General features: G+C 52.3%; 10 protein-coding genes. 9 read left to right on the forward strand and 1 reads right to left on the reverse strand.

Annotated features, from left to right (window positions below):
• Positions 1 to 8: 8 nt before the first annotated feature.
• The 5 genes from BAA01_15530 (at position 9) to BAA01_15550 (ending at position 4794) form a co-directional block, all read left to right on the forward strand.
• A complete protein-coding gene (locus BAA01_15530) occupies positions 9 to 794 on the forward strand; it encodes a hypothetical protein (protein OUM86839.1) in 786 nt (261 codons plus the stop codon).
• Between the two features lie 66 nt (positions 795 to 860).
• Entirely contained in the window at positions 861 to 2225 is a 1365-nt protein-coding gene (locus BAA01_15535; protein OUM86840.1) for a hypothetical protein, read from the forward strand.
• Positions 2226 to 2227: 2 nt separating this feature from the next.
• A complete protein-coding gene (locus BAA01_15540; GenBank protein OUM86841.1) occupies positions 2228 to 2572 on the forward strand; it encodes a hypothetical protein in 345 nt (114 codons plus the stop codon).
• Between the two features lie 634 nt (positions 2573 to 3206).
• On the forward strand, positions 3207 to 3395 hold the full coding sequence (locus tag BAA01_15545) for a hypothetical protein (protein ID OUM86842.1): 189 nt from the start codon (positions 3207 to 3209) through the stop codon (positions 3393 to 3395).
• Positions 3385 to 4794, forward strand: coding sequence for a glutamyl-tRNA amidotransferase (locus BAA01_15550; GenBank protein ID OUM86843.1), 1410 nt, complete (start codon positions 3385 to 3387; stop codon positions 4792 to 4794). The genes BAA01_15545 and BAA01_15550 overlap by 11 nt, the downstream gene beginning before the upstream one ends.
• Before the next feature lie 60 nt (positions 4795 to 4854).
• Here the strand turns inward: BAA01_15550 and BAA01_15555 are convergent, their stop codons facing one another.
• A complete protein-coding gene (locus BAA01_15555; GenBank protein ID OUM86844.1) occupies positions 4855 to 7029 on the reverse strand; it encodes a hypothetical protein in 2175 nt (724 codons plus the stop codon).
• A 260-nt stretch (positions 7030 to 7289) separates the two neighbouring features.
• Here BAA01_15555 and BAA01_15560 point away from each other — a divergent pair, with 260 nt between their 5' ends.
• From BAA01_15560 to BAA01_15575, 4 genes are read left to right on the forward strand one after another with little or no spacing between them, the layout of a single operon-like run.
• Complete coding sequence (locus tag BAA01_15560) at positions 7290 to 9254, forward strand: acetate--CoA ligase (GenBank protein ID OUM86845.1); 1965 nt, start codon at positions 7290 to 7292, stop codon at positions 9252 to 9254.
• Between the two features lie 29 nt (positions 9255 to 9283).
• Positions 9284 to 9658: a hypothetical protein gene (locus BAA01_15565; GenBank protein OUM86846.1), complete on the forward strand. Its 375-nt coding sequence runs from the start codon at positions 9284 to 9286 to the stop codon at positions 9656 to 9658.
• A 27-nt stretch (positions 9659 to 9685) separates the two neighbouring features.
• Entirely contained in the window at positions 9686 to 11155 is a 1470-nt protein-coding gene (locus tag BAA01_15570; protein ID OUM86847.1) for a hypothetical protein, read from the forward strand.
• A gap of 38 nt (positions 11156 to 11193) precedes the next feature.
• Positions 11194 to 12753, forward strand: coding sequence for an AMP-dependent synthetase (locus tag BAA01_15575; protein OUM86848.1), 1560 nt, complete (start codon positions 11194 to 11196; stop codon positions 12751 to 12753).
• Positions 12754 to 12868: the final 115 nt, after the last annotated feature.

The following is a 12868-nucleotide window of genomic DNA, read 5'->3' on the forward strand; positions in this document are numbered from 1 at the left end:
GAGAAAACATGGCCTACGAGGCAATTCTGGTGGAAACGTCGGAACAGATTACAACGATTACACTGAACCAACCGGAAATGCGCAACCCCCTGACCGCGCAGATGGTCGGAGAACTGGTCCAGGCCATCCGGGAGGCCGATCAGGACCCTGATGTGCGCGTCATCGTGATCACAGGCAGTGGCGACGCATTTTGTGCCGGAGGCAATCTGAATGAATTCCGGCGGACCATGGAGAAAAGTGCCCCCACCCTTTATGACGAGGGGCATCGTTCCAGTCAGCTCTTCAAGCTGGGAGAGGAGGTGCGAACGCCGCTCATTGCCTCGGTGAACGGACCGGCTCTTGGTGGCGGTTGCGGGCTTGCCGCGATGTGCCACATCACCATCGCTTCGGATCGCGCCAAACTGGGCACAACGGAATTCCGCCTCGGGTTGGTGCCGTTTGTGATTTTACCTTGGATCCGGCGGGCAGTCGGCCACAAAAACGCCCTGGAGATGATGCTGACGGCCAAGATCATGACGGCCGAAGAGGCCAGAGAGATCGGCCTGGTACAACGCGTCGTGCCGCATGACCAGTTACAGGAAGAGACGAGAAAACTGGCGCGGCATGTGGCTTCCTTCAGCCCGCTGGCGGTAAAGCTGGGGCTGGACGCATTTTATACGACAGAGCAGATGGACCTGAAAAAATCTGTTGACTATCTCAGCACGTTGCGCATTGTCTCGTTTCTCAGCGAGGATTTGCGGGAAGGTGCGACCGCCTTTTTGGAAAAACGCCCCCCCGTATGGAAGGGTCGTTAGAAACGGTTTGTCCCGGCTTCGGCCGGCCTATAAGCACATGAACTTGAAATGGGAGGGAGTATCCAGATGCGGAAGGTACGAATTGGGGCAGCGGAAGGGTTCTATGGGGATGCAGTGGATCCGGCTGTAGACATCGCCCAACATGGCGATGTCCAGTACCTCTGTTTTGATTGCCTGGCTGAATTGACGATGGCCATTCTTCTGAAAGACCAGAAGCGGGATCCGAGCAAAGGTTACTGTCTCGATGTCACTGCCTACATGAAGGCCTTGTTGCCCTACGTCAAGGAAAAGGGAATCAAAATCCTCACCAATGCCGGCGGGATTAATCCGGAAGGGGCGCAGCAGGAAGTCATGCGGGTGGCCCGGGAGATGGGGATCAGCGGTTTGAAGGTGGCCGTCGTCACCGGCGACAACATCCTCGATCGGATCGACCGGCTGATGCAGCAGGGCGTCACCTTCCAGCACATGGAGACCGGAGAATCCCTGGAGACTGTTCGCGACCGGCTGCTGTTCGCCAATGTGTATCTGGGCGTGGGGCCGATTGTGGAGGCGTTGCGCCAGGGCGCCGATATTGTGGTGACGGGGCGGACGACGGATACGGCGCAGTTTTTGGCGCCACTGGTCTATGAGTTCGGCTGGCGGGAAGATGAATGGGATAAACTGGCACAAGGGATTTTGATGGGACACCTAATGGAGTGTTCCGCCCAGTCCACAGGGGGGAATTTCAGCGGGAATTGGTGGGACGTGCCGGATATGGACCGGATCGGCTACCCGATTGCCGAGATCCAGGAGGACGGCAGCTTTATCCTGACCAAAACGCCGACCAGCGGCGGCCTGGTGACGGTGAATACCGTCAAGGAGCAAATGCTTTATGAAATTCACGACCCTGCCGCGTATGTCACCCCGGATGTGGTGGCCGACTTTACGACGGCCGTGCTGGAGAATGTGGGGCCAGACCGTGTCTTGATCCGAGGTGCGACAGGCAAGCCCCGCCCTGATCGCCTCAAGGCGGTGATGGGTTATCAAAATGGGTATATGGGGCAGGCCATCATCGGCTATTCCTGGCCGGACGCTTTGAAAAAGGCCCGCAAGGCGGACGAAATCATCCGCAAGCAACTGGCCCGCAAGGGGATGCATTATGACGAGATCCATACCTCCTTTCTCGGGTATAACTCCCTTCATGGCCCGACGGTGGAAGAACCGAAAGAAGAGTTAAACGAAGTGTATCTGCGGATTGCCGTCCGTGCCAGGACAAAACAGGAGGCAGTGGCTTTCAGCCGCCTGTTTCCGCCTTTGGGATTGGACGGACCGCCTTCTGTGACCGGACTTGGGGGGAGATTGCAGCCGCGGGAACTGCTCGGGATGTGGGCCAGTCTGGTGCCGCGGGATTTGATTGAGAAAGATGTGCACATTCGCATCCAGGAGGTGTGAGGATGGCTCTGGTGCAATTGCGCAAGATTTCACAGGTGCGCAGCGGTGACAAAGGGAATACGGTGAATATTGCCCTGTTTGCCCCCAATGAAGCGCTTTACCAGGTTTTTTTGCGGGAGGTGACTCCCGAGAAAGTGAAGCGTCATTTTCGGGGATTGATCGAAGGCGAAGTGATCCGGTATGAGGTTCCCAACTTGCTGGCGTTAAATTTTGTCTGCAAAGAGGCGTTGAATGGAGGAGGCTCGGCCTCCATCCATGTCGACAACCTCGGCAAGTGTTTCAGTTCCAATTTGCAGCGCATGGTGATTGAGGTGGAAGATGAGCTATTGATTTATTCAACTTTTTAAACCATAGATTTTTGTAAAACAATAAAGGAGATCGCTAAGTGGAAAAACAGTGAAAAGTACCGAAGAATTTCTCAGCGACGAGAGAGATGCGTTTTATTAGCAAAAAATTGATATTCTAGGAGGTCAAATGAGCCTCTTTTTTTATTTTCTTTTTCCAAAATGTTTCTTCATTTTAAGAGTCAATTGACAAAACAAAACATCTTATTTTTTCCAGGATGGGCAGACGAGACTTCTGTAATATTCATTAAATAGATGTAAAATTTTTAATACATTTGTAAAAAGACATATTCGCGCTTTTTGCTGATTGATTTTATATGACTGTCATTTATAGCTATGATATCGCGCCTGTATTTTACAGTTTAAGATCCTCTTGTCCCGATTGGCATCAATTTTGCTAAACATTAAGATAAGAAACAAAAGAATGATTACTGGAAGAACTGCTCTCTTTTGCTGGATAACAGCAAGGAAGGGAGATGAAATGCATAAGGATGGAGAAGAATTGCCTTCGGGGTTTTGAATAGCTGTCAAAGATTGTGCGAGCTTGATGGAATCCTGACGCAAAGAACGGTGAAATCCAGTAGACATTCGTATGGTCATCGAATGAATCGTTTTTGTAAAAGGGAGGCGAGCAGCTTTGGAACAAATGATTCGAGCCATTTTACAAGCGAAAGGCGTTCAGGCGCCGGAGCAAGATTATCCTATACTTATAGCACAATGGGAATCGATCTTGGCTATGAAACAGCATGCAATGAAGGCAAAGTTAAGGGATTTCGATATCGCATTGTGCCATACACTGAAAGGAGGAATGCCGAATGAAGAGTGAACTCGCGGCTAAGTCAATCGAAGAACTGGCTCCGCTCCTTCGCGATCGGAAAGTTTCTCCCGTAGAAGTTACGGAAGCCGTCATTCATCAAACGGAAGCCCATAACAAAAAAATTAATGCATACATTCAGATGGATGCAGATGCAGCGATGGAGGCGGCCAAAAATGCGGAGAAGGAAATCATGAATGGTAATTATCGCGGTCCTCTGCACGGCGTTCCGATGGCACTTAAAGATAATCTTTATTTTAAAAATGAAGTTGTCACAATGGGTTCAAAAATTCACAGACATTTCATTCCTTCCTATGATGCAACTGTTGTTTCCAAGTTAAAGGAAGCGGGGGTTATTTTTACAGGAAGGTTAAACATGCATGAATATGCTTGGGGAGCGACAACGAACAATCCGCATTTTGGTCCATGCCGCAATCCCTGGAATTTGGAAAAAATACCGGGTGGTTCAAGCGGGGGTTCAGGTGCGGCTGTAGCAGCTGATATGACAATCGCATCCCTTGGTACCGATACGGGAGGATCGATTCGCATTCCCGCTTCCGCGTGTGGCATCGTAGGACTTAAACCCACACATGGACGGGTCAGCAAATATGGTTGTTTCCCATTAGCATGGTCATTGGATCATATTGGCCCGATGACAAAAACGGTGAAAGACGCAGCCATTTTGTTGGAGGTAATTGCGGGATATGACGATAAGGATCCGACATGCATCAATGTTCCCGTTTCTGCTTATCGTTCGGCAATAACTGGAGATGTGAACGAACTGGTTATTGGCATCAATGAAAGCTACTTTTTTCGTGATGTCGATTCAGGTGTTGAAAAAAATGTTCGCAATGGAATTAGATTGCTAGAAGAAATGGGAGCGAGGGTGACATCTGTTGACATACCTTCCATCGAATTTGCGCCATTTGCAGAAATGATAACCATTATTTCTGAAGCCAGCGCAATTCACCATCAAAATTTAATTGAGCGCCGACAAGACTTCGGAGATGATGTGCGCATTTTACTTGAACTAGGAGAACTTGTCACAGCTGTAGACTATCTGCAAGCGCAGCAAATCCGATATCAGTTGAATCATGATTTCAGGAAGGTATTCCAAAGCGTCGATGTCTTGATCACGCCTACACTTCCGTTTACACCTCCACTGATTGGGCAGGATACAGTGCTGCTAAACGGAAAAGAAGTGAACTTTTTAGACCATGTGATTCGTTTTACAGGACCAGAAAATATTACCGGATTGCCTGCGATAAGTGTCCCATGCGGGTTTAGTGAGGAGATGCCGGTTGGACTGCAGATTATTGGCCCCCCATTTAAAGAAGAAATCATCTTAAATGTAGCTTATGCCATTGAACAAACCAATCCGTTGAAAGGAAAGAAACCTAATTTAAGTTAAAACCTAATTTGAGTAAATAATGAAACGTTTTCCCTTATTCACTGCCATCACCGTTCAATCCTATCTGTCTCCGCTGCGGAAGCGAATTTCGCTTTGGATGTTGTGTTTCTTCATTTTCTGGTAGAGGGTGGCACGGCTGATGCCAAGACGCTGTGCCGCCTGGCTCCTGTTGCCCCCCGATTGTTCAAGAGCTTGGAGGATGGCTTGCTTTTCCACGTGGGCCAACAAGGTTTGGTGATTGTCTGGTGTGATTGCCGGAAACGCTTCCGGTTCCTCGGACCGATCAGTGGTTGCTGGTGAAGGAGGCATTTTCGACAGTGAAATGGATGGCGTTTTCCGTTGCAGTTCATCTGGCAAGTGATGAGGCTCAATCCAGACCCCTTCGGCGAGGTGCATGGCCCTTTCCAGGACGTTTTCCAGTTCCCGCACGTTTCCTGGCCAGTCATGCCGCTGGAGAAGTTCCAGTGTCTGCGGTGTGATGCCGATCACCTGTTTTTTCATCTTTTGATTGAGCTTTTTAATCAGGTGTTCAGCTAGGATGGGGATGTCATCCAAGCGTTCCCGCAATGGGGGGATGTGGATGTGAATGACATGGATCCGGTAGTACAGGTCCTCACGGAAGGTGCCCTGGCGCACCATCTGCCGAAGATCTTTGTTGGTGGCGGCGATGATCCGTACATCCACCTGTCTGGTTTGGGTGTCGCCCACGCGCTCAAACTTTTGTTCTTGCAGGACCCGTAGCAGTTTGGCCTGCAAGGCCAGCGGCATGTCGCCAATTTCGTCAAGGAAGAGGGTGCCCCGATCGGCCAGTTCGAACTTGCCCGGCTTACCTCCTTTTCGCGCACCGGTAAAGGCGCCCTCGGCATATCCGAAAAACTCCGATTCCAACAATTCAGCGGGAATGGCGGCACAGTTGACCTTCACGAAGTTGCCGGGCCGGCCCGATTCCTCGTGGATGGCTTCTGCAAAAAGTTCTTTGCCCGTCCCGCTTTCTCCGGTAATGAGGACAGTGGAGGATCCTTCCGACGCGAGATACGCCTCATTTTTTATTTTTGTTATTTTTTCATCTTTTGAGACGATCCGATCAAAGGCGCTTTTCTGGGTCATCCGATTCAATTCGCCACGATAATAGCTGAGTTCGCTCTCCAGTTGCTCCAGCCTGCGGAAGACGTCTTTCCATTGGTCCAATTTGTGAAAAATGATTTTGGCGATCGCGCCTTCGCACTTCCCGCTACGGATAATCGGTTGCAAGGTGACGACGCATTTTTTGCCGCGGATTTCTCTAATTTCCCCTTCGATGCGTCGTTTATGGGACAGAATTTCCTGGATTGGCAGCTCGGGTGTGACCACCGCGGCCGGGTATCCCACCACCTCGTTGTGATCCAGTTGGTAGATGTCCAGGAAAGCAGGGTTGACCTTCGTGATCTTGCCGTGTTCGTCCGTGATCATCACGCCGTCGTACGAAAGCTGCAGGGCGCTGTCAAGCGTGCGTTCCAGTTTCTTTGTCGTCTCCAGTTCTTTTGCCACATTTTCATATGAAGTGATGTCTTTCAGAACGGCTACCGCTCCGGTGATGTTCCCCCAGTCGAGAAGAGGGACAAAGGACCCGATGACGGTGACGGAGGCGAGGCGGATGCGGCATGGCTCCCGCCGTTCGCCTTTTTCCAGAGCGAGATAGAAATACTCATACAACTCGGGGAAGATGCTGTCAACCGGCTGCCCCAAAACCTTGTGGCGGGGGTAGCCGAACAACTCTTCGGCTGCATGGTTATAGGTGACCACCTGATATTGCAGATTGACGGATATGACGGCGTCCTGAAGTTGTTCGACGAGGGCGCGGGTCTGATTCAGAAGCAACTCCGTCTCGCTGAGAAAGCCGCGGATGATATCTGCCTGTCCCATGACGCCGACGACGCGGTCTTGCTCATCCAGAACCACGCCATGCGCCACGTTGTTCTCGATAAAGGTGTCCTTGGCAAATTCGAGCGTATCATCTTGGTAAAAGCTGACCACGTTGCGCCGAATCGCGGGAGCGATCGGGGCGTCCAGGGAGTGTCCGGCCAGGAGCAAACGGTATAGCGTGTATTTTGTGACAATGCCTTCCAGGTGGCCTTCGGAGTCGGTGACGCAGGCGATGCCGATCCGATGTTCAAGGAAAGCTTTCAGACAATCCCGTATCGTGTGCTCAGGCGTGATGGAGATGAATTCACGCGTCGAAAACTCCCGGACTAACACAAATTTCCCTCCTGTATAAAAAAATAGACAAATGTATGATTTTAATCTACTTGTTTATCCTATCATCCATTTGGGTGTTCTGCAAATCAAATGATTACCAAGAATCAAGACATTTTTATGAAGAATTTTTTACCCGAGAAATGATGGCGTGTTTTTTTGACGTTGGCATACTTTTTGCTGATTTTAGATGGGTGAAATACTTCTTTTATTTCATTCATCCGAGAATTTTGGAATAAACATGCAGAAGAGAGGGGAGTGCAATGGAAATTTACGGACACGAAGAATCTTTGAAGATGATTCAGCAAGCGCGCTTGATCGAACCTTCTGAGTCGATTCGCAGTGTCTCCTACGTCCGCAGTATGAATGAGTATCAACAAAAGTATGAAAAGACAAAGGCGTCTCCCGAATTGTTCTGGGAAGAGGTGGCCAAAGAGCTCCGTTGGATGGCGCCTTGGAAGGAGGTGCTTACGGGCAGTTTGCCTGATTTCCAGTTTTTTCGCGGGGGCATGATCAATATTTGCGACAACTGCGTGGATCGACACCTGGAGACGCACCGGCGAAACAAGGCGGCCATTATTTGGGAAGGAGAAGACGGAAGTTCCAAAGTTCTTACTTACCAGATGCTGCACGACGAAGTGTGCCGTTTCGCCAATGTTTTGAAAAGGCACGGCGTGAAAAAAGGGGATGTCATTTCGGTTTACATGCAAAATTTGCCTGAGACGTTCATCGCGTTGTTGGCCTGTTTCCGCATCGGGGCGGTGTACAATACGGTGTTTGCCGGGTTTTCGCCGGAGGCGCTGCGTGAGCGGATCAATGATTCCAAAGCCAAGATCCTGATCACCGCTGATGTCAGTTACCGCCGCGGGCGGGTGATTCCCCTGAAAGAAAACGCCGATAAGGCGATCGCAGAGGCGCCGACCATTGAAAAGGTGATTGTTTTTCGCAGGGGCGGCGTCGAGGTGCCGATGACCCCCGGCAGGGATCTCGACTGGTCCGAGGAAATGCAAGGAGCGGGCCGGGATTATCCATGCGAACCTGTGGAAGCGAACGAACCGGGCTTGTTGATTTATACCAGCGGCACAAGCGGGAAGCCGAAAGGGATTGTTCACGCACACGGCGGGTTTTTAGTGGGAACCTATGCCTATACCAAGTATTCCCTGGATCTGCAGGAGCGGGACATCTATTGGAATACCGCCGATATCGGCTGGTTGACGTCGCACATTTTCGTCCTGGTGGGCGGACTGGCTTTGGGCGCGACGGTGATCTTGTATGAAGGGGCGTTGGATCATCCCCATCCGGGCCGTGTCTACGAAATGATCGAACGCTACCGGGTAAACAAATTGTTTTCGGCACCCACCGCTTACCGGATGTTGGTCAAATTCGGCAAGGAGTTGCCGCAACAGTACGATCTGAGCAGCTTAGAGCTGTTCGCTTCCGTCGGTGAGCCGTTCAACCCCGAAGCCTGGGAGTGGGTGTACCGGCATCTGGGTGGGGGAAAAGCGGTCATTTCCAATACCTGGGGGCAGACGGAAACGGGCGGCACGCCGTTGTGCGGCTTGCCCGGGGCGGTGCCGATGAAACCCGGTTCTTGCGGCGTGCCGCTTTTCGGCCATGTATTGGACATTGTGGATGAAAAGGGAGAGTCCTGTCCCGATGGAGTGCCGGGAAACTTGATCATCCGCCGGCCGTTTCCCTCGTTGGCAAGGGATGTGTATGGCGATCGGGAACGTTATCTCAACACCTACTTTTCACAGGTGCCTGGGGCCTATTTCACAGGGGACGCGGCAGTGCGGGATGCGGATGGGCACTATTGGGTGCTCGGGAGGACGGATGATGTGATCAATGTGTCCGGCCACCGCATTTCGACGATGGAAATGGAAAGCGCTCTCGTCGCCTATCCCAATGTCGTGGAGGCGGCTGTGGTGGAAAAACCTGATCCGATTAAAGGAGCGGTTCCCGTTGCCTTTGTCCTGCTTGAACCGGGTACGGAGAAGTCCAAGGAACTGGAAGAGGCGCTGATGAACCAAGTGGTTCAGGAAATTGGCGCCTTTGCCCGGCCGGCACGCATCTACCTCGTCGACGCCCTGCCGCGGACACGGAGTGGAAAAATCATTCGCCGCATGCTGCGGGAGTTGGTGACGGAAGGACAAGTGAAGGGGGACAGGACTGGGCTTGAGGATGCCGACGCTTTGGAGCAGCTGATGAAAGATATCGGGAATGTGTGAAGCCAAAAGGGAAAGGAGGAAGGGAAGGCATGGAGAACCGCGATCAACGCGCGATGATCGGCATGTTGTTTATCGTTTGTGTCTTGATTGCCGGCATGTTGCTCAACCAATGGGCGGTGGTTCTGTATGCGGGCCTGGCGTTAATCGGAGTGAGTCTTGTCGCCGGCATGCGAACCACTCTCTTGCCGGCGATGGTCGCCCTCATCTATGCATTGTTGTTTTCTCTCACGGTCTGGCTGAGCTTTTTGCAACCCGACGCTTACATCTTGGGCTGGCGGCCCGCAACGTTTATCGTCGTTTACCTCATCTGGCCGCTCGGTTCCATCCTCGGGGTCTTTTACGCGGTGCTGTTCTCCAAGGAACAGCGAACATTGTCCAACCGGGCCAGGGGATTGGAAGGATAGGCTGAGCATGGGAAGGGGGATATCTAGATGAACAGTATCATTCTGGTGATTGCCATCCTTTATTTGCTTATAACGATGGGGATTGGAATTTGGGCGGTCAAGCGCACCAAGAGCAGCGGGGATTTCTTTATTGCGGGCCGCAATATCGGGATGTTGACGATGGCCATCGCCGCCTTCGCTTCGATTCAAAGCGGCTTTGGTGTCGTCGGCGGGGTTTCGCAAACCTTCAGCAACGGATTGGGATTTGTGGTGGGAGTGATGTTTGCCGCGCCGCTCGGGTTTGCCCTGACGTGGTTTCTTGTGGGAAGAAAAATTTGGCGGCTCGGGGGTTTGGGCGAGATTTACACGTTAGGGGATCTGGTGGCCAAGCGTTACAATAGCGAATCCGTGCGCTTTTGGCTTTCCGTCGCCATTTTTCTCGGTGTGATCGGGTATTTGGGCACTCAGGTGCAGGCAATGGGTGTGGTGATGCAGGCTATCTTCGGGGGGCCGCTGTTGCTCGGTTCTTTCATTGGTTTGGCGATCATGGCCATTTATAGTGCCATCGGCGGCATGGTGGCGGGAGTTTACACCGATTTGTTCCAGGGAATTCTGATGGTGCTCGCGGCGGTCGTCGTTTTTTTCTCCGCGTTGCGGGCAGGCGGAGGGGTGCTTGAGATCAACCAGACGCTGCATGCAGAAAATCCGGACTTGACGTCGCCGTTCGGGATGATGCCGCTCATCACCATCTTTTGCTGGTTTGTGTTATTCAGCCTCGGTGCGGCCGGACAACCGCATTTTTTGACCAAGTTCTTGATGGTGAAAAACGAAAAGGAGTTGAAATGGGGCGCTTTTACATCATCGTTCGCCTACATGCTTTCGACCTTGATCGCGATCGGGATTGGGTTGGCCGCCTTGTCGCTGTCGATCAAAGGGGAATTTCCGAAGATTTCTTCCCCGGATCAGACATTGACCACCTTTTTGCTGGAATACGCTTCGCCTGTCGTGGCGGGCCTGGTGATGGCCGGTCTGATGGCGGCGATCATGTCGACGGGCAGCAGTTTTGTCAATTTGGGAGCGGCTTGCATTGTCAGGGATATTCCGAAAGCACTGGGGATTCAGGTGAAGAATGAGCTGTTCTGGAGCCGGATGGTGACATTGTTGTTGTTTGTGCTCTCATTTCTCTTTGCCGTGTATATGGATACGCTGGTGGCGCTTTTAGGCGTGTTTGGTTGGGGAACCTTCGCCACCACCATTTTTCCTGCGGTGGTGCTGGGGCTGTTATGGGAGGGCGCGACGGCCGCGGGGGCCGTGAGCAGCATTGTGGTTGGATTGGTGCTGAGTTTTGTTTTGGAGGTCGGCGGAAAGTATGGACTCAAGGTGCTTCCTCCGGGCGTGATCAATGGTGCCTTTACGTTTGCCGTTTCGATTGCGGTGTTTATCGCTGTCTCCATGTTGACGCAGCAGCGGCAAGCGGAACTGGATCATGAGGTGCGCAAGATTGTCAATGAGGCGTGACCGTGATGAAGTCATCTGGGATGAGAGGGGAATGAGGCATGGATGTGGGTTACCTGTTGCGGCGAATCACTGGCGAGACATGCGGCATTGATGCGCAACAAGTGGCCTTGCAGTTGGAGGATGGCCCGCGCTGGACGTATCAGGAGCTGCATGAGGTGAGTAACCGGTATGCCAATGCGTTTTTAAGCATGGGTGTGCAAAAAGGGGACCGGATAGGGATCCTGTTATACAACTGTTTGGAGTACTGGGCCGTTTACTTCGCCGCCGCAAAAATCGGGGCGATTGCGGTGCGGCTCAACTTCCGCCTTGTCAGTGAAGAGCTGGAGTACGCGTTAAACGACTCGGGGACGAAGATCTTGTGTTTGGAGCCGGCTTTCGTGGAACGGATTGAGCCGATTCGCGACCTGGTGCCCGTGACGAAATACATCTGTTTGTGCAGAGAAGGGGAATCTTGCCCGGACTGGTGCGAACCTTGGGAAGTGTTGATGGAAGGGGAGCCCGTTGTAAGCGCTTCGATTCCGATCGATGCACAGGATCCGGTGATGTTGATGTATACCTCGGGAACGACCGGAAGACCCAAGGGAGCTCTGTGGACCCACGCCAACACGCTCTGGTTTTCTTCGATGCAGGTGATGAAATGGGGACTGTGCGCGACCGATGTCAGCATGACGACGGGACCGTTGTATCACGTCGGTGCAATGGAGGACTTGGCGCTGCCGACGTTGCTGGCAGGCGGGCGGGTGATCATCACCAAGAGCGGCGGGTTTGACATCCGGCGTGTCTTGAGGGTCATGGAAAAAGAGAAGGTGACCTATGCGTTGTTGTTTCCCTTCATGATATACGACATGTTGAATCTGGAGGATTTGGCTGCCTATTCGTTGCCCGGGATGAAAGCCATCCTCTCCGGCGGCGATCCGGTGATGCCCTGGGCGATTGAGCGGTTAAATGAGCAATTTCCGCATGTCGGCTTGATCCAGATCTACGGTCTGACAGAAGGCACGCCCATTGCGGCTTCCCTAGACCCGCAGGATGCGGCTGTCAAAGGGCACACCGTCGGCAAACCGTTGCCATTGGTGGAGATCAAGATCGCAGATGATTCTGGGCGCACGCTGAAGCGGGGTGAGATTGGCGAAATCTGGATCAAGAGTCCCGCTGTCGCCAGGGAATACTGGGGCAAGCCGGAGGCGACGCGGGATACTTTTGTTGACGGCTGGTGCAAGACGGGCGATCTGGGCCGGATCGACGAAGAGGGGTACCTGATCATTTCAGGACGGAAAAAGGATATGATCCGCAGCGGGGGAGAAAATATCTATCCGGCGGAACTGGAGGATGTGCTGATCCGTCATCCGGGAATCAAAGATGTGGCCATCATCGGAGTTCCCGATCCAAAATATTTGGAAGCGGTCTGCGCCGTGATTGTCCCCAAGCCCGAAGCTGAATTGACGGAAGAGGAAGTGATCCGCTACAGCCGGGAGCATCTGGCTGGATATAAAACGCCCCGGCATGTGGTATTCGTGGAGGAATTGCCCCGAACGCCATCCGGAAAGATTACCAAGTACAAGTTGCGGGAAGCGTATCGCCATCTAGGCGAACGGTGAGTATCGCCGGGCAAGATGTTTGACGGTAAACAAGTGTATATTTTTGCTTACAAATGTATAGTTCTCTTGCTGGTTTTCATCACGTCGATTCCCGTGTTTAACGTCAGAAAATGGA

Source organism: Bacillus thermozeamaize (assembly GCA_002159075.1).
In the GTDB taxonomy this organism is placed as follows: Bacteria; Bacillota; Bacilli; order ZCTH02-B2; family ZCTH02-B2; genus Bacillus_BB; species Bacillus_BB thermozeamaize.